Here is a 17,516-nt window from a genome sequence, read left to right as displayed (position 1 = left end):
TCATCAGGGCAGACGATCCCAGTCCGGGCGCCGAGAGACCCGGATTCGAAGGAATGGATCATGGTGTCAGTGCAGAGCGTGGATGACCGCCGCCCGAGCGGCTCACCCGAAAGAGGGACAACAGCGAAGACCCGCCGGACGGACCGCGCGGGGGCCGGCGGCCTGAACGGGCACATGCTGATGGCGGCCGTCGTGTCGGCGATCAGCGGTCTGCTCTACGGCTACGACACCGGGATCATCTCCGGCGCGCTGCTCCAGATCTCCGACGAGTTCCACATCGGCAGCACCATGAAGGAGACCATCGCGGCGGGCATCCTGCTCGGCGCGGTGATCGGCTCGCTGGTGTGCAGCCGGCTGTGCGAGCGCTTCGGGCGGCACCGCACCATCCTGCTGATCTGCGGGATCTTCATCGTGGGCAGCCTGACCTGCGCCTTCGCCCCCAACGCGGTCGGGCTCGCCCTCGCCCGCGTACTGCTGGGCTTCGCGGTCGGCGGTGCCACCCAGACCGTGCCGATGTACGTGGCGGAGCTGGCCCCCATGGCGATCCGCGGGCGGCTGGTGCTCTGCTTCCAGCTCGCCATCGGCGCGGGCATCGTCATCGCCACCGTCGTCGGCGCGACCGAGGCCGTGTCCTGGCGGGTGGCGATCGGCGCGGCCGCCGCCCCCGCCCTGCTGATGCTGCTGGGCCAGTTGCGGCTCCCCGAGAGCCCCCGCTGGCTCATCCTGCGCCACGGGCGCACGGACCGGGCGCGCGAGGTGCTGGAGGAGCTGCGGCCCGAGGGTTACGACGTGGCGGCCGAGCTGGACGAGATCGCCGGTCTGGCCAGGCAGCAGGAGGACACCGGCCGTGCCGAACGGGGCTGGCGCGGGCTGCGGCAGCCGTGGGTGCGCCCGGCGCTGATCGTCGGCTGCGGCATCGCGGCCTTCACCCAGCTCTCCGGCATCGAGATGATCATCTACTACGCCCCGACCATCCTCACCGACAACGGTTTCCCGCAGGCCGACGCCCTCCGGATCAGCGTCGCCCTCGGTGTGGTCTACCTGCTGATGATGATCGTCGGCCTGTGGATCGTGGACAAGGTCGGCCGCCGCAGGCTCACCCTGGTCATGGTGCCCGGCGCCGCGCTCAGCCTCTTCGCGCTCGGCGCCCTCTACGTCACCGGCCAAGGCACCCGCGCCTACGTCCCCGCGATCGTGGGCTGCCTGCTGGCCTTCATGTTCTTCAACGCCGGCGGCCTCCAGCTGATGGGCTGGCTCACCGGATCGGAGATCCACCCGCTCTCGGTGCGGTCGGCCGCCACCAGCGTGCAGTCCGCCACCCTGTGGAGCACCAACCTGCTGATCACCCTCACCCTGCTGACGATGATCAACGCCTTCGGCGTGGGACAGGTCTTCTGGATCTACGCCCTCTTCAATGTCGCCGCCTGGCTGTTCGTCTGGCGGAGGATGCCGGAACTCACCGGGCGCAGCCTGGAGGACATCGAACGGCATCTGAAGGAGCAGAAGTTCCGGCCGGGCGACTTCGCCCGCTCGTGACCGCGGCCGGGGAGGTGCGGGACGCCCGCGCCTCCCCGGTGCACGATGCTTGACCCATGCGTGCCGCCCGTCTGATCCGCCTGGCGCTTCTCGTCCAGTCCAGCCCCGGCCTGACCGCCGACGCCCTCGCCCGTGAACTGGGCGTCTCCCGCCGTACGGTGATCCGCGACGCCCAGGCGCTCCAGGAGGCGGGCGTCCCCATCCGCGCCGAACGCGGCCGCGCGGGCGGCTACCACCTGGCGCCGGGCCACCGCACCCGGCTCACCACCCTGCACCCCACCGAGGCCGAGACCCTCTACCTCTCCGGCCTGCCCACCGCCCTGCGCGACCTCGGCCTGTCCGACGCGGCGGACACCGCCCGGCTGAAGCTCTCCGCCACCCTGCTCCCCTCGCTCCGCGCGGCGGCCGAGTCCTCGGTGCGCCGCTTCCACCTGGACGCCCCGGCCTGGTTCCGCGAGCCGTCGACTCCCGGGCTGCTGCCGGAGCTGGCCCGGGCGGTGTGGTCCGACCGCGCCGTCGAGATCACCTACGCGCGGCCGGGCCGGGACGACGCGGTGACCCGCCTGCTCCAGCCGTACGGGCTCGTGCTGAAGGCGGGCGTCTGGTACGTCGTTGGCCGGGTCCCGGACGGGCCGGACGGCGCCTGGCGCACGTACCGCGTCGACCGGGTCACGGCCCTCTCCCCCGCCGGCGACGAACCCTTCGTCCGCGACCCCGGCTTCGACCTGGCCGCGTACTGGCGGGCCAACGCGGAGGCGTTCGCCCGCACCCTGCTGCGGACGACGGCCACCCTGCGGCTCACCGGGCGGGGGCTCGCCCGGCTGCCCGCCGTCGCGGACCCGGCCGGGGTCGCCGAGGCACTGGCGTCCGCGAGCGGGCCGGACGCCGACGGCCGGGTGACGGTCGCGCTGCCGGTGGAGTCGGAGGAGGTCGCGTTCGCCCAGCTCGGCGGGTTGGGCGCGGACATGGAGGTGCTGGCCCCGACGGGCCTGCGCGAACGCTTCCGCGCGCACGCGCGGGACCTCGCCGCGCTGTACGGCGTGGCCGGTCAGCGGTAGTCGTCGGGGGTGCCCTCCTTGCCGCCGAACTTGACCTCCTCGAAGTAGGTCCAGGCGTCCGGCCGGCTGCCGTCGGCGTCCGTGATGCCGTAGGTCCGGGCGAGTTCGGCGCTGGAGGTGGACTTGCCGTTCCAGCGGGCTGCGCGGCCGGGGTCGGCGGCGAGGGCGGCGATGCCGCGGGCGAGGTAGGCGGGGGACTCGGCGGTGGCGAAGTCGGGTTCCCGGGCGATGGCGTCGCGCCAGTTCTCCTCGGTCACGCCGAAGTGGCCGAGCATCTGTTCCGAGCGCAGGAAGCCCGGCGTGACGGCGACGGCCGTACCGCCGTACTCCGCGAGTTCCTCGCCCAGGCCGAAGGCGATGCGGATGGGGGCGTTCTTGGCGAGGTCGTAGTAGAGGTTCTCCCGGTAGCGGCGGTTGTAGACCGCCGTGCCGTCGGTGACTTCCACGTGCAGCGGGGCGTCGGAGCGGATCAGGAGCGGGAGGGCGAGCGCGACGGTGACGACGTGCGAGCGGACCCCGAGTTCGAGAAGGCGCAGGCCGTCTTCGAGCGGAGTCTCCCAGCTCTTCTTGCCGAAGACGGAGCCCACCAGCAGGTGTTCGCCGCCCCAGAGGTCGTTGACGAGGATGTCGAGCCGCCCCTGCTCGCGGTCGATCCGCGCGACGAGTGCCCGTACCTGCCCGGGGTCCAGGTGGTCGGTGGGTACCGCGATCCCGGTGCCGCCGGCCGCCGTGACCAGCTCCGCCGTCTCCTCGATGGTCTCGGTGTCCCGCCCGACCTCGCTGGTCCGCTCGCGGGTGGTGCGTCCGGTGACGTAGACGGTGGCTCCGGCCCGGCCCAGTTCGACGGCCATCGCCCGCCCGGCGCCCCGGGTGGCCCCGGCGACGAGTGCGATGCGGCCGGCGAGGGGTGGGGTGAGGTCTTCTGTGGTCATGTCTCCACGGTGCACGCCAAAGGTGACAGTTCACGTCACCTTTGTTCTCACGTCGCGTCGATTTCCCCGCTGCCCACCGAGTACGCCGTGTCCCGGTGCGCCTCGTGCTCCGCCAGGCGGGCGGTCAGGGAGGCGCGGATGTCGTCGTACGTGTCCGAGCCGAGGGGCAGGCGCAGCGGGGCCGCGCCGGAGTCGGCCAGGTCGATCATGGCCTGGGCGATCTTCTCCGGGGAGTTGGGCAGGACGAAGGTGCCGTCGGTGAGGGCCCGGCGGATCTCGCCGGCCGGGGTGGTGGCGTACTCCGGCATGGGCGGGGCGGTGTCCAGGGAGGCGCCGAAGCCGGTCGGGGTGGCGCCGGGTTCCACGATGGTGAGGGCGATGCCGAAGGGGGCGATCTCCCGCGCGACCGTCTCGCAGAAGCCCTCGATGCCCCACTTGGAGGCGTGGTAGTAGCCGAAGCCGGGATACGTGGTCTGGCCGCCCGCCGTGGAGACCTGGAGGATGCGGCCGCGGCCCTGCGCGCGCAGGTGGGGCAGCGCGGCGCGGATGACATGGATGGAGCCGAGCAGGTTGGTGTCGATCACCCGCCGGATCTGCTCCTCGCCGGCCTCCTCCACGGAGCCGAAGACGCCGTACCCCGCGTTGTTGACGACCACGTCGATCTCGCCCAGGTCCGCGAAGGCATCGGCGACGACCCGCTCGGTCTGCTCCGGGTCGGTGACGTCGAGACGGGCGGTCCACAGCCGGTCGCCGTACTCGGCGCGCAGGTCGTCCAGGGCCTCGGGGCGGCGCAGGGTGGCCGCCACCCGGTCGCCGCGCGCGAGCAGTCGCTCGGTGAGGAGGCGGCCGAACCCGGACGAGGTGCCCGTGATGAACCAGGTGCTGGTCATGGTGTTCCTTCCGGTGAAGTCGCCCTTCCACGCTAGGAGTTGACGTGCACTCGAAGGCAAGCGGTCAGGTCGGGCGGATGGACCGCACCTCGTAGTCGACCGCCGGGCTCGGTACGGGGCCCCGGCAGGTGAGGCGGTAGGGGGCCGTGCGGTGGGCGTGCACCTCGATGTCGAAGGCGGTCGGGTGCGGCGCGTGGAGCTCGACGCGGACACGCCAGTCGTCGCCGTCACGGGCGGTGCCGGTGACCGTGTAGTCGTGCCGCCCGGCCGGGCCGAAGCGGGCGAGCAGCGCGGCGACGGCGACCTGCTGGGGCGGGGCGAGGTCGGTGTACCCGCGCAGGAAGTCGGGGTGGATGCGCCCGGCGAGGTGCTCCTCGACCACCCGGACGGCCGAGACGGGGTCGAGGACGCCGTAGTACGTCCCGTCGGGCACGACGACGACGTTGGCGGCGAACCGGTCCCCGCCCACGTGGGTGCACTCCCAGACGAGGTTGGGCCACCGCTCGCCGAGCGCCCGCGCCACGGGCCGGCCGCGTACCGCGCAGCAGATGTCGTGCTGGCCGTGCGCGCAGACCAGGACGACCGGCGGCTGGTCGAGCAGGCCCGGCGACCGGAGCGCCTCGGCGATCTCCACGAGGTCCTGGTCGTTGCTCCAGGTGCCCCAGCGCTGGCGGTAGGCGCCCGACCGCTCGTAGTGCAGCACGGCCCAGCGGCCGGGCCCCTCGGGCCGGGGGCGGGCGAGCCGGCGGACGAGGAAGATGCGGGCGCGTACCGCGTGGGCGGCGGCCCAGACGTGGGCCTTGACCACCGGGTCCAGGTCGATGCCGTCGTAGCCGTTGGCCGGCCACGCGCCCCGGTACTCGATCAGCACCCAGACCGTACCGCGCGGCGCGGTGCCCGCGAGGGAGTCGCCGCGTATCCGGGCGGCGTCGGCGCAGAAGAAGCGGTCTGTGCTGGTCACCGGGCGGCTACTGTCCGCCCGGCACCAGCACGCCCGCGCGGAGCAGCCGTCCGGCGAGGGGGAGCCCGAGGTCACCGGCCGCGCGGACCTCGCCGTCGAGCAGGCGGGCCACGGCGGGCAGGTCGGTCGCGGGGAAGTCGAGCCAGCCGACGCGGGTCGTCAGGCGGTCCCCCTCCAGCCGGGCTTCCAGGGCTTCGCGCAGGCGTACGGGCGACTCGGGGGCGAGGGCGTCGACGGCGGCGAGCTGGGCCAGCGGGCCGAGCGGTGCCGGCCTGCCCTGGCCGCGCCGGGTGCGGTGCAACAGAGGGGCGGGGTCGGCGTCGGACAGCGCGGCGGTGAGGCGTTCGCGGACGCCGTCGAGCACCTCGGCCGTGGCCTCGGCGCCGAGCGGCAGCGAGGCGCGGGTCCAGGCGTCCTCGCGCAGCGCGGCGAGGGCCGCCTCGGCCAGCTGTTCGGCCAGCGCGTACCGGGTCCAGACGTGGACGCCGAGGGTCAGGTGGACGGAGACCTCGCCCTTGGCGCGGGCGGCGTGCAGCCAGCCGCGCGGCAGATAGAGGACGTCGCCGGGCTGCAGCACGGTGTCGATGTACGCGGGCCCCTTCGCCGCCTCGGCGACGGCGGCCCGGTGCCCGGTCCAGGGCTGGTCCCTGAGCGGGTCGCGGTGCACGGGCTCGTGGACGAGCCAGCGCTTGCTGCCCTGGATCTGGACGACGAACACGTCGTGGACGTCGTAGTGGTCGTCGAAGCCCTGGCTCTGCGGCGGGGTGATGTAGGCGTTGGCCTGCACCGGGTGCCCCAACTCGGTGCTCAGGGCGGCGCACAGTTCCCCGACCGGTGCCCAGGTGCGCTGGAGGGCCTGGAGGACGAGGGTCGCGCCGTCGGCGAACAGCCGCCAGAGCGCGGTGTCGTCGAGCTGGTCGGCGATGGTGGCGCCGACTCCGCCGGGCGAGGTGTAGGACGACTCGGGGAGCACGGTGCCGTTCTTGGCGACGCGGAGGAAGGGCGTGCGCAGACCCCGGCGCGCGAGGAGCTCGTCCACCGCGCCGGCGTCGAACACGTCGGAGAAGTCGCTCGCGTGCCGGGTGAGCAGCGCGGTGCGCGACCAGACGTCCCGTGCGAAGACGTCAGGGGCGAGTCCGGTCAGACGGCGCTCCAGAATCCCGGCACCCCCACGGGTACCGGGATCAGGGTCACCGGCCGGGCCGGTCAAGCGCCGCCGTCCGCACCGCCGTCGTGGACACCGGGCTGACCGGCGGCACCGCCGTCGGCCGGGCCCTCGGCACCGCCGTCGGCGCCACCGTCGTGGACGCCGGGGACACCGGCCGCGCCACCGTCCGCGGGGCCCTCCGCGCCCTCGTCCGCGCCACCGTCGGCTCCGCCGTCGTGGACGCCGGGGACACCGGCCGCACCGCCGTCCGCGGGGCCCTCGGCGCTGCCGTCCGCACCGCCGTCGTGCACCCCGGGAACGCCCGCCGCGCCACCGTCCGCGGGACCTTCGGCGCTGCCGTCCGCACCGCCGTCGTGCACGCCGGGCTCGCCGGCCGCACCGCCGTCCGCGGGGCCCTCGTGCTGGTGATCGGAAGTAGCCACAGTTCCTCCTCGCCGTCGCCGTGGTGGACCCTCCGGCGGCGCGTCGCGTGCCGGTGGGCCCCTGCGACTACCGTCACCCAGAAACCGGCCGGCTGCATCCGGTGGGCCACGGCGGCCGGCGGCTCAGCCCGCGATCGCGTCCGGGTCGCACGGCCTGCCGCCCTCGGCCAGCGCCTCCACGGCCCGGCCGCGGTACTCGCGGTAGCGCCTCAGGTACGACCGCGCCATGGGGCCCGGCGGGACGCCCCGCGCGAAGGCCCGCATGTTGCGTTCGCCCGCGTTGTAGCCGAGGGCGAGCAGCTCGTCGCGGGTGTAGCGCCGCACATGGGTGCGCGGCAGGGCCCGGTCGAGGTCCCTGAGGTGCAGGGCGGCGACGCGGACGGCGAATGCGGGGTCGTCCCGCAGGTCCTCCCAGCGTCCCGACAGGCCGTACGCGCGGCGGACCGACTCGAAGGCCGCCCGGTGCATGTTGGCCACGCCGAAGGACGCGCCGGGCTTCCACCACTGCCAGAGGCGTTCGAGCAGCGGGTGGTGCGGTTTGTACGCCTCGTTGTGCAGCACGGTCATCAGCAGCACCGGCGACACCCCGGCCGACTCGGCGCCGCGGGCGACGGTCCCGGCGTAGTCCGCCGGGTCGTAGCCGCCGGGCAGCAGGGGCGGGGTCGGGGCGCGGCCGGGATCGTGCGCCGCCTGGGTCGGTCTTCTGTCCATGAGCACGGCCTTTCCCCTGCCAGCAGCCGGACGACGGAACGCCCGCTGTCCTTCTGGCGACCAGGTGCCCGTGCGTCCCGCCCTCAATCCCCTACCGGGGGGTGGTCCGCCCGACCCCGGCGTACACCCAGTACTCGGTCGGGTTGTCCGGGAGCGGCTCGGCCGGGTCCGGACGCCACAGCGGGACGTGGACCAGACCGGGCTCGGTGAGCTCGAAGCCGTCGAAGAGGCCGAGGATCTCCTCGTACGAGCGGGCGGTCACCGGGGAGGTGGCGCGGGAGCGGTAGAGCTGCCCCACGGCGGCGGCGGTGTCGGGGCGGTCCTGGTTGGTCGCGTGGGACATCGCCAGCCAGCTCCCCGCGGGCAGCGCGTCCCGGAAGGCGCCCACGAGGGCGCGCGGGTCCTCCTGCGGGGTGATGAAGTGCAGGATCGTGATCATCAGCACGGCGACGGGCTGCTCGAAGTCGATCAGCTTGCGCAGCTGCGGCGCCTCGAGGATGTCGGCGGGCCTGCGGATGTCGCCGTCGACGATGTCCGCGCGGGGGTTGTCCGCGAGCAGGGACGCGCTGTGCGCCACGGCGACGGGATCGTTGTCGACGTACACCACCCGGGCGTCGGGGTCGGCCGCCTGGGCCACCTCGTGGACGTTGCCCTGGGTGGGGATGCCGGAGCCGAGGTCGATGAACTGCCGTACCCCGGAGCCGATCAGGAAGCGCACGGCCCGGCCGAGGAAGTCCCGGTTGGCCCGTGCGAGGGTGCGCACCCGGGGGTCGATGGCGGTGAAGGCGGCCACCGCCTCCCGGTCGATGGCGAAGTTGTGCTGTCCGCCCAGCATCGCGTCGTACATCCGGGCGACGCTCGCCTTGCCGGGCTCTGCCCCAGAACCCGCACCCGCGCTGTCGGACATCGCAACTTCCTTTCCCTACAGACAACTTGACGATGCATCATATAATTGCCCGGAACGACGAGCGACGCCCCGCCCCGCCTTCCCCGGCCCGGCGCGCGGTCGGTCGGTCGCCCTGCCCCCCGGAAAGGCACGACCCTGCGGAACGACCCGCGCAGCCGCATCGACGAACCGCCCGCCGCCCGGACCTCGCCGCGCCGGCCGCTCCTCTCCCCCGCCGCCGACGCGATCGGCTCGGCGCTCGATCTGCCGCTGACCGGCAGCCAGTTCACCCACGCGCTGGCCCCCGCCTTCGCCGACGCGGCCTCGGTGTACCTGCTGGAGCGGTGGCGCCGGGGGGAGCACGCGGGCGTGGCGCCGGACCCGCCCCGGATCGAGGCGCACCGGCTGGCGCTGCGGGTGGGAGCGGACGCGCGGGAGGACTGGGAGAAGCTGCTGCCGGTCGGCGAGGTGATCGTCTTCCCCCGCGAGACGCCGTACGCCCGCGCGCTGACCTCCGGCCAGGCGCAGTTGCTGGACTCGGTGGACCCGCACACCTCCGCCCGGCTGCGCGCCTCCGGCGACGGGGACGCGCGGGTGGAGGAGCTGTTGCGGACCGCTTCCTTCCTGGTCGTCCCGCTGCGGCTGCGGGAGGTCACGATCGGCTTCGTCGCCTGCACGCGCGGGCCGGACCGGGCGCCGTTCGGTCCCACCGAGGTGACGGCCGTGGAGGCGCTGGCGGCGCGGGCCTCGCTCGCCCTGGACAACGCCCGCCGCTACGAGCACGAGCGGCGCACCACGCTGGCCATCCGGGGCAGCCTGCCCTCGGGCACGCTCCAGCGCTTCGAGGGGTGCCGGGTGAGCCACGGCTCGCTGCCCGCCGGCGAGGACACGGTGATAGGCGGCGACTGGTACGACGTGCTGCGGCGGCCGGACGGGCGGGTCAGCCTGATCGTGGGCGACGCGATGGGCCACGGCCCGGAATCCGCCGTCGCCATGCTGCAACTCCGTACAGCGGTACGGGCGTTCGCCGGGTTCGACATACCGGCGGTGGAGCTCGTGCGGCGCCTGGACGCGCTGGCCAGTGACACACCCGGCGCTTCCTTCGCCACCTGTGTCTACGCCGAGTGGTCGCCGGCGGAGCGCACCTGCACCCTGGTGAGCGCCGGCCATCCTCCCCCGCTGCTGCGCGGCCCGGACGGGAAGACCGCCCCGGTCCCCCTGACCGGGCCCGGCCTGCCCCTGGGGCTCGGCACCGGTCACTACGAGGCGACGGTGTTCAGCGTCCCGGAGCCCGCGCTGCTGGTGCTGTACAGCGACGGCCTGGTGGAGTCCCGCGACGCCGACATCGACCACCAGATAGCCCGCCTGGCCGACGCCCTCGACGCGGCCGCTCCCCGGCCGGGCGCCGATCTGCACACCCTGTGCCAGCGCCTGCTGCACGCGCCCTCCGGCACGAACGGCACGAACGGCACGGACGACCGGACCCTGCTCCTGGCCGAACTCACGCCCACCGGGCGGTGATCAGGTACTCAGGGTCGCCCAGACCGCGTTGCCGCTGGTGAGCCGGGAGCGGTCGACGCCCCAGGAGTCGGCGAGCTGCTCGACGAGCACCAGGCCCCGGCCGCCCTCGTCGTCCGGGCCCGGCTCGCGCCGGGTGAGACCCCGGCCGGAGTAGTCGTGGTCGTGCACCTCGATGCGCAGGCGGCCGGGGGCGACGAGACCGATGCCGCAGAGGATGCGCACGCTGGAGGTGTGCAGCACGGCGTTGGTGGCCAGCTCGGAGACGAGCAGGACGGCGTCCGCGCGCACCTCTCCCGGCAGCACCCAGCCGGTCAGCCGGTCCCGCATGGAGCGGCGGGCGATCCGGACGCTGGAATGGTGCGAGAGCAGGGTGATCCAGTGCGTCTGGTCCGGGTCCGCGACGTCCAACAGGTCCGGTGACGAGGTCGTGGTGGGGGTCACGATGATTGCCTTCCGTGAGGCGGTCACTCAAGTAACTATGCTCGCAACCGAGTTCAGGCTGCAACCGACTCCCTGATAATTACAGAGAGCCGCTATCCGCCTGGTTGATTCACCAACTCCCTGGCACACTCTTATGAGTGACAGCCCATCAGGAGGTAGGGCGTGAGTGAAGGCCGTTCGAGCGCGGGCAGCGGCGCCAGTGCGCCCACCGTGCTCCGCATGGTGCTGGGCCGCAGGCTGCAGGAGCGGCGCCTGGAGGCGGGCGTCTCGCTGGAGGAGGCGGCGCGGGCGCTGAGGGTCACGGCCCTGACCATCCGCCGGCTGGAGAAGGCCGAGGTGGCGCTCAAGCCCCTCTATGTGGAGAAGCTGCTGGAGACGTACGGCGCCGGCAGCCAGGAGCGGGACGAGTTCGTCGCCTTCGCCGAGCGGGCCAACGAGCCCGGCTGGTGGCACGCCTACCGCGACGTGGTGCCGGGCTGGTTCAGCGCGTACGTGAGCCTGGAGACGGGCGCGAAGACGCTGCGCACCTACGAGCCGCACTATGTGACGGGTCTGCTCCAGACCCACGCGTACGCGCGCGCCGTACTCGCCGGAGGCTTCCCGAACGAGGGCGACGAGGACCTGGCGCGCCGGGTGGACCTGCGGCTGCGCCGCAGCGCCCTGCTGGAGCGCGCGGACTCGCCGACGCTGTGGGTCGTGATGGAGGAGGCCGTGCTGCACCGGGTGGTGGGCGGCCCGGAGGTGATGCGGGAGCAGATCGACCGGCTGCTGGAGTTCTCCGAGCTTCCGCACGTGAGCGTCGATGTGGTGCCGTTCACCGCCGGGGCCCACGTGGGGGCGTGCGCGCCGTTCACGTACTTCCGGTTCGAGGAGCCGGAGCTGCCGGACATCGTCTACAGCGAGATCCTCTCCGGCGCGATGTACCTGGACCAGCGCTCCGACGTCGTCGCCCATCTGGAGGCGCACAACCGCATGTCCCTGCTGTCCTCCGACGCGCAGAGCAGGGCGCTCCTGAACCGCATGCGCAAGGAGTACTCATGACCACCATCGACGGCCGCGGCCACGCCTACAACGGGATGCCCGCCTCCGACCTCGGCGAGCAGGGCTGGGAGTCGCCGTGGAGCGGCCCCAACGGCGGCCAGTGCGTGCAGACCAAGCAACTCGCCGACGGCCGGGTGGCGCTGCGCCAGTCGACCGACCCCGCCGGACCCGCGCTGATCTACACCCCCGAGGAGATCACCGCGTTCGTCGCGGGGGTCAAGCGGGGCCTCGCCGACCATCTGACCAACGGCTGACTTCTCCCCCCACGCACACACCGAAAAGGGACAGGATGACCAACTCACACGCGGCGCGGGACATCGACACCAGCAGGCCCCACTCCGCCCGGATGTACGACTACTACCTGGGCGGCAAGGACCACTTCGAGATAGACAAGCACGCCGCCGAGGCGGTGGCGTCCGCCTATCCCGGCATCTTCGTGTGCGCCCGCGAGAACCGCGCCTTCATGCACCGCGCCACCCGCGTCCTCGCCCGGGAGCACGGCATCCGGCAGTGGCTGGACATCGGCACCGGCATCCCCACCGAGCCCAACCTGCACCAGGTCGCCCAGTCCGTGGTGGCCGACGCGCGGGTGGTGTACGCCGACAACGACCCGCTGGTCCTCAAGTACGCCGAGCGCCTGATGCGCAGCACCGCCGAGGGGCGCACCGCGTACATCGAGGCGGACGTCAACGACCCGCGCTCGCTGCTGGACGCCCCCGAACTGACCGACGTGCTGGACATGGAGCGGCCGGTCGCGCTGTCCCTGAACGCCCTGATGCACTTCGTGCCGGACGACCGGGACCCGTACGGCATCGTCAGCCGGCTGCTGGACGTGCTCCCCTCGGGCAGCGCGCTGGCCCTGAGCCACTGCACTCCCGACTTCGACCCGCCGACCTGGCAGAAGGTCACCGACATCTACAACGGCGCCGGCACCCCGGTGCAGTTCCGCTCCCGCGCGGACGTGGCGCGCTTCTTCGACGGGCTGGAACTGCTGGAGCCCGGCGTCGAGGTCGGCCACCGCTGGCGCCCGGACGCCGAGCCGACCGCCACGGACGCGGAGGTCAGCCTGTGGACCGCGGTGGGAATCAAGCCGTAGGCGCTTCGGCCGCGTACGACGGAACGCCCCCGTGCCGTGATGGCCGGGGGCGTTCCGTCGTACGGGGTCCGGCGGCGCTTCAGAACCGGGGCGCCGGAGCCTGGGCCTGGACGATCTCCGCGGCCTCCTTCTCCGTCTCCACGGACGGGGGCGAACCCGCGAGCGGCTTGTTGGCCGTCTCCTTCATGCACAGCACCGCGATCACACCGACGACCGCGGCCGCGGTGGCGTAGTAGGCGGGCATGAGGTTGGTGTGGAAGACGCTGATCAGATAGGTGATCACCAGCGGGGTCGTGCCGCCGAAGACGGAGGTGGCCAGGTTGTAGGCCACCGACAGGGAGCCGTAGCGCACCTGGGTCGGGAAGATCGCCGGGAGCGCCGCCGACATCGTGCCGAGCATCGCCACCAGGGAGAGGCCCATCATGAGCAGTCCCAGCGCGATGAGGACGACGCTGCCCTGCCGGATGAGGAGGAAGGCCGGCACGGACAGGAAGACGAACCCGAGCATCCCGGTCATCAGCAGCGGCTTGCGCCCGAAGCGGTCGGAGAGCCGGCCGACCTGGCTGATGACGCCCATCTGGAGCACCATCACCAGCAGCAGGATCAGCAGCCCGTGGTTGGTGGGGTAGCCCAGCTCGTCCGACAGATAGGTCGGCATGTAGGACAGCAGCATGTAGTCGGTGATGTTGTACGCCGCGACCAGCGCGAGGCACAGCACCAGCGGCCGCCAGTACCGGGTGAAGATCCTGCCGAGGTCGGCGGTGGCCGAGGTCTCCACGGCGTCGGCGGCCTCGGCCGCCCGGACGTTGCCGCCCTCCAGCTTCTGGAAGGCGGGGGTCTCGTCGAGCTTGAGCCGCAGGTAGAGGCCGATGAAGCCGAGCGGCGCCGCGACCAGGAACGGGATGCGCCAGCCCCAGTGCAGCATCTGGTCCTCGCTGAACACGGTACTCAGGATGACGACCAGGCCGGAGGCGCCGACGTATCCGGCCAGCGTGCCGAACTCCAGGAAGCTGCCGAAGAACCCGCGCCGCTTGTCCGGGGCGTACTCCGCGATGAAGGTGGAGGCTCCGCCGTACTCGCCGCCGGTCGAGAAGCCCTGGATGAGCCGGAAGAGGATCAGCAGGGCCGGGGCCCACAGGCCGATGGCGGCGTGCGAGGGGATCAGTCCGATGGCGAAGGTGCCCACCGCCATCATGATCATGGTCATGGACAGGACGCGCTTACGGCCGATCTTGTCGCCGAGCGGGCCGAAGACCATGCCGCCGAGCGGGCGCACCAGGAAGGCCACGGCGAAGGTGGCGAAGGAGCTCAGCAACTGCACCGTGTCGTTCCCCGAGGGGAAGAACACCTTGCCGAGGGTGGCGGCGAGGTAGCTGTAGATGCCGAAGTCGTACCACTCCATGGCGTTGCCGAGCGCGGCCGCCTTGGTGGCGCGCCGCACGGCGGCCTGGTCCGTCACGGTGATGTCGCTGCGGCGCAGCTTGGGGTTGCGCCGCCGCTCGATGGCGCGGAACAGCACACGGTGGCGTCTGACCGCACCGGGGTCCACCGGATCTTCGTTGTCGAGAGCCGCCATGGGTGTTCCTTTCGCCGTACACGTTTTCAAGCAGAACACCTGCGCAGTCAGCGCGCGCTCAAACGATCCTCTTCACTGCGCGATCGCGCTGCTACCGAGGGTGATCGAAAGGGGGCCGTACGAGTGCCGGTGCGTGCCGGGGAGCCATGGGGGAACTCGGATGCGCGGTGTTCGTCCCCGGCGAGAGGAGCCCTGGTGACTGCGTCGGCATCGACGGCGGGCGGCGGGCGGCCGTCCGCACCCGAGGACGGGTACGAGCCGGACCCCCGCCGGTGGCGGGCCCTGTGGGTGACCCTGGTCGCCGGTTTCATGAGTCTGCTGGACGTGACGATCGTCGCGGTCGCGCTCCCCACCATCCAGCGGGATCTGCACGCCGGCCCGGCCGAGGTGCAGTGGGTGGTGTCCGGCTACGCCCTGACCTTCGCGCTCGCGCTGGTCACCGCCGGGCGGTTGGGCGACGCGCTGGACCGGCGCCGTATCTTCCTGCTGGCGCTCAGCGGGTTCGTGGTCTTCAGCGCGGCGTGCGGCGCCGCGCCGGACATCACGCTGCTGGTGCTGGCGCGGCTCTGCCAGGGGCTGGCGGCGGGGTTCATGGCGCCGCAGAACTCGGCGCTGATCCAGCAGATGTTCCGGGGCGAGGAGCGCGGCCGGGCCTTCGGCTTCTTCGGCGCGACCGTGGGCATATCCTCCGCCGTCGGCCCGATCACCGGCGGCGCCATCCTCGCCCTGGCCTCCGGCGAGCAGGGCTGGCGGTGGATCTTCTACGTCAACGTCCCCATCGGGCTGCTGGCGGTCCTGCTCGGCCGCCGGCTGCTGCCCCGCGTCGAGCGCAAGGGGCGCGGGAGCGTGGACGTGCCGGGCATCCTGCTGCTCGGCACCGGGGTGCTGGCGCTGATGTACCCGCTGGTCCAGGCGGACTCGGGCGGCCTCGCGCGGCTGTGGTGGCTGTTCCCGGTCGCGGTGGTGCTGCTGGCCGCCTTCGTGCTGTGGCAGCGTCGCCTGGTCGCCCGTGAGAAGCAGCCGCTGCTCGATCCGCGGCTGTTCAGCACGGTGCGCGGCTACGCGGTCGGCGCGGGGGTGGGCACGCTGTACTTCATCGGCTTCAGCGGGGTGTGGCTGGTGTTCGCGCTGTTCTACCAGCACGGGCTCGGCTACTCCCCCCTGAAGTCGGGCCTCGCCGTGACGGCCTTCGCGATCGGCTCGGCGAGCGCGGCCGTGCTCGCCGGGCGGCTGGTGGAGCGGTTCGGCCGGGTGCTGACGGTGTGCGGCCTGGCCGGGGTGATCCTGGGCCTCGGCGGCACCGCCCTGCTGCTGCGGCTGGCACCGCTCGGCATCGCGCCCTGGGTGGCCGCGCCGGTGCTGTTCATCGGCGGTATCGGCTCCGGCTTCGTGGTGTCCCCCAACATCACCATGACGCTGCGCGACGTCCCGGTGCGTATGGCGGGCGCGGCCGGCGGCGCGCTCCAGACCGGGCAGCGGCTCGGCGCCGCGGTGGGTACGGCCGCGCTCCCCGGCCTGTTCTACGTGGTGCTCGGCAGCACCCACGGCGACTACCGCACCGCGCTCGTCACGTCCCTGGTCGCCGCGCTCGCCGGCATGGCCGCCTCCCTGGGGCTCGCCGCGTTCGACTGGCGCCGTGACCGGCCGGACCACCACAAGTGCCCGGACGAGGTGGCCGACAGCCCGGTGCACGCCCGGCACAGCTGAGCACCCGGGAGACCCCCGGATCAGGAGAAGGGGGACCGCGCCACGCCCCGGCGGCCGACGTCGGGGGGGGCGCAAGGCCCACACTCAGCGGGCGGAGGCGGGCAGGCGCAGCGCGATCAGGGCCACGTCGTCCTCGGCGTCCGGGGCGAGGCCGGTGAGCAGCGCCTCGCACATGACGTCGAGCTCCTGGTCGACCAGGGTGGCCGCGTGCTGGCGCAGCCGGATGAGGCCGTGGTCGAGGGACTCGCCCCGGCGTTCGACCAGACCGTCGGTGTAGAGCAGCAGGGTGCTCGCGGGCGGCAGCACGGTCGTGGCGCCGGTGCGGTGGCTCTCGGGGTCGACGCCGAGCACCAGGCCGCGCCCGTTGTCCAGGTACGTGGTGTCCCCGGCCGGGGTGACCAGCAGTGGCGGCAGATGACCGGCGGACGCCCAGTCCAGCTGGTAGCGGCCGTTCTCCGGTCCCTTGAGCAGGGCGTAGACGCAGGTGGCGGTCTGGTGCGGGTAGAGGACGGCCATCGCCAGGTCCAGCCGGCGCAGGATGCGTCCCGGCGGCTCCTGGCGGTCGCAGGCGATGCCGCGCAGCATGTTGCGGATCTGGCTCATGGCGACCGCCGCCTGGAGGTCGTGGCCGGTGACGTCGCCGATGATCAGTGCGATGTCGCCCTGGGGCAACTCGAAGCTGTCGTACCAGTCGCCGCCCACCTGCGCGGACGAGGCGGCGGGAACGTACCGGGCGGCGATGCGCAGCCCGTCGATGACGGGCAGCCGGGGCAGCAGCGAGCGCTGCATGCGCTCGGCGATGGTCTGCACCTCGGTGTGCAGCCGGGCGTTGTCCACCGCGAGGGCCACCCGGTGCGCCAGCCCCTCCACCAGCGCCAGGTCCCCCTCCTCGAACGGGGCCCGGCCGGGCTCACGGACCAGGGTCAGCGCGCCGAGCACCCGCCGCCGGGCGCGCAGCGGCGCGACGATGCCCGAACCGCCGCCCAGCCGCCCGAACAGTTCGCTGTTGAGCGCGTGCAGCGGGTCGGGGGTCTCCGGGTCCGGCTCGAACCGCTCGGCGGACAGCAACAGCGCGCCCGCTCCTCGCAGCACCCGCGACCACGGGTCGTCGGAGTCCTCCCCCACGCCGGGCAGCGCACCGGTCGTGCCGACCATCGGGGAGCCCGGCGATTCCCGGCGGGTGACGCAGACGCGCTCCAGCCGGCCCGCCTCGTCCATCAGGTCGCCCACGCTCCAGTCGGCCAGCGCGGGCACGAGCACCCGGCACACGCGGCTGATCCCCTCCGCCGCGTCGAGCGTGCTCGCCAGTACGGCGGCGGTCTGGTCCAGCAGGGTGAGCCGGTCCAGCGCATCCCGCAACGCCTGGTCCACGTCGAAGCCGTCCATGCGGGTCACGTACCCGGCCCGCCCGGCCGGAACAACGGGCGGCGCCCGGCGAGAGCCGTTCGGCCCATGGGCACGCGTCCGGCGACACGGCCCGGCCCGGCCCGCCCAGGAGAGGAGTGGGCCGTCATGACGAGCCCCGGACCCCGGCGGCCCCGGGTGCCGCCCACCGCGACCCCGCCCGCCG

At 73.2% G+C, this 17,516-nt stretch carries 17 protein-coding genes; 7 read left to right on the top strand and 10 right to left on the bottom strand.

The genetic code is table 11. From position 1 onward, the window contains the following. The first annotated feature begins 60 nt into the window (after window positions 1-60). Both EV284_RS01540 and EV284_RS01535 read left to right on the top strand, forming a co-directional pair. Window positions 61-1,536: a sugar porter family MFS transporter gene (locus tag EV284_RS01540; protein ID WP_130329484.1), complete on the top strand. Its 1,476-nt coding sequence runs from the start codon at window positions 61-63 to the stop codon at window positions 1,534-1,536. Window positions 1,537-1,592: 56 nt separating this feature from the next. Continuing rightward, window positions 1,593-2,594, top strand: coding sequence for a WYL domain-containing protein (locus EV284_RS01535; protein ID WP_130329482.1), 1,002 nt, complete (start codon window positions 1,593-1,595; stop codon window positions 2,592-2,594). On the opposite strand, the gene EV284_RS01530 is transcribed toward EV284_RS01535, so the two are convergent. The 7 genes from EV284_RS01530 to EV284_RS01500 all read right to left on the bottom strand — a co-directional run bounded on the left by EV284_RS01530 (window position 2,585) and on the right by EV284_RS01500 (window position 8,585). After that, complete coding sequence (locus tag EV284_RS01530) at window positions 2,585-3,526, bottom strand: SDR family oxidoreductase (protein WP_130329480.1); 942 nt, start codon at window positions 3,524-3,526, stop codon at window positions 2,585-2,587. The two genes, EV284_RS01535 and EV284_RS01530, sit on opposite strands and share 10 nt — an antisense overlap. A 47-nt stretch (window positions 3,527-3,573) precedes the next feature. Next, window positions 3,574-4,416, bottom strand: a complete 843-nt coding sequence (locus tag EV284_RS01525) for an SDR family oxidoreductase (protein WP_130329478.1) — start codon at window positions 4,414-4,416, stop codon at window positions 3,574-3,576. A 64-nt stretch (window positions 4,417-4,480) separates the two neighbouring features. Next, on the bottom strand, window positions 4,481-5,377 hold the full coding sequence (locus EV284_RS01520; protein WP_130329476.1) for a sucrase ferredoxin: 897 nt from the start codon (window positions 5,375-5,377) through the stop codon (window positions 4,481-4,483). A 7-nt stretch (window positions 5,378-5,384) separates the two neighbouring features. After that, a complete protein-coding gene (locus EV284_RS01515) occupies window positions 5,385-6,587 on the bottom strand; it encodes a cupin domain-containing protein (protein ID WP_130329474.1) in 1,203 nt (400 codons plus the stop codon). Beyond that, window positions 6,584-6,904, bottom strand: a complete 321-nt coding sequence (locus EV284_RS01510) for a hypothetical protein (protein ID WP_130330950.1) — start codon at window positions 6,902-6,904, stop codon at window positions 6,584-6,586. Before EV284_RS01510 ends, EV284_RS01515 begins: the two co-directional genes overlap by 4 nt. A gap of 186 nt (window positions 6,905-7,090) precedes the next feature. Further along, a complete protein-coding gene (locus EV284_RS01505; protein WP_130329472.1) occupies window positions 7,091-7,678 on the bottom strand; it encodes a lytic transglycosylase domain-containing protein in 588 nt (195 codons plus the stop codon). A 91-nt stretch (window positions 7,679-7,769) separates the two neighbouring features. Next, window positions 7,770-8,585: an SAM-dependent methyltransferase gene (locus tag EV284_RS01500; protein ID WP_130329470.1), complete on the bottom strand. Its 816-nt coding sequence runs from the start codon at window positions 8,583-8,585 to the stop codon at window positions 7,770-7,772. A 45-nt stretch (window positions 8,586-8,630) separates the two neighbouring features. Here EV284_RS01500 and EV284_RS01495 point away from each other — a divergent pair, with 45 nt between their 5' ends. Continuing rightward, window positions 8,631-10,085 (top strand): PP2C family protein-serine/threonine phosphatase, encoded by a 1,455-nt coding sequence (locus tag EV284_RS01495; protein WP_165425427.1) that lies wholly within the window; start codon window positions 8,631-8,633, stop codon window positions 10,083-10,085. Here EV284_RS01495 and EV284_RS01490 read toward each other — a convergent pair whose 3' ends face one another. Beyond that, window positions 10,086-10,526: an ATP-binding protein gene (locus tag EV284_RS01490; protein ID WP_130329468.1), complete on the bottom strand. Its 441-nt coding sequence runs from the start codon at window positions 10,524-10,526 to the stop codon at window positions 10,086-10,088. 162 nt (window positions 10,527-10,688) lie between these two features. Between EV284_RS01490 and EV284_RS01485 the strand changes: the two genes are divergently transcribed. Genes EV284_RS01485 through EV284_RS01475 form a run of 3 tightly spaced genes read left to right on the top strand, consistent with a single transcriptional unit; the run spans window position 10,689 to window position 12,663 of the window. Beyond that, on the top strand, window positions 10,689-11,567 hold the full coding sequence (locus EV284_RS01485) for a helix-turn-helix transcriptional regulator (protein ID WP_130329466.1): 879 nt from the start codon (window positions 10,689-10,691) through the stop codon (window positions 11,565-11,567). Beyond that, window positions 11,564-11,821: a DUF397 domain-containing protein gene (locus EV284_RS01480; protein WP_031181346.1), complete on the top strand. Its 258-nt coding sequence runs from the start codon at window positions 11,564-11,566 to the stop codon at window positions 11,819-11,821. The genes EV284_RS01485 and EV284_RS01480 overlap by 4 nt, the downstream gene beginning before the upstream one ends. 35 nt (window positions 11,822-11,856) lie before the next feature. Further along, complete coding sequence (locus tag EV284_RS01475; protein ID WP_130329464.1) at window positions 11,857-12,663, top strand: SAM-dependent methyltransferase; 807 nt, start codon at window positions 11,857-11,859, stop codon at window positions 12,661-12,663. 79 nt (window positions 12,664-12,742) lie between these two features. On the opposite strand, the gene proP is transcribed toward EV284_RS01475, so the two are convergent. Further along, window positions 12,743-14,239: a glycine betaine/L-proline transporter ProP gene (proP, locus tag EV284_RS01470; protein WP_130329462.1), complete on the bottom strand. Its 1,497-nt coding sequence runs from the start codon at window positions 14,237-14,239 to the stop codon at window positions 12,743-12,745. Between the two features lie 195 nt (window positions 14,240-14,434). Here proP and EV284_RS01465 point away from each other — a divergent pair, with 195 nt between their 5' ends. Further along, a complete protein-coding gene (locus EV284_RS01465; protein WP_130329461.1) occupies window positions 14,435-15,946 on the top strand; it encodes an MFS transporter in 1,512 nt (503 codons plus the stop codon). A gap of 84 nt (window positions 15,947-16,030) precedes the next feature. Here the strand turns inward: EV284_RS01465 and EV284_RS01460 are convergent, their stop codons facing one another. Then, window positions 16,031-17,332: a GAF domain-containing SpoIIE family protein phosphatase gene (locus EV284_RS01460; RefSeq protein ID WP_130329459.1), complete on the bottom strand. Its 1,302-nt coding sequence runs from the start codon at window positions 17,330-17,332 to the stop codon at window positions 16,031-16,033. Between the last annotated feature and the right edge of the window lie 184 nt (window positions 17,333-17,516).

This window comes from Streptomyces sp. BK022 (assembly GCF_004217355.1).
Classification (GTDB): Bacteria; Actinomycetota; Actinomycetes; order Streptomycetales; family Streptomycetaceae; genus Streptomyces; species Streptomyces griseoluteus.
Note: the sequence above shows the minus strand (reverse complement) of the source record. Positions and strands in the feature narration are given on the sequence as shown.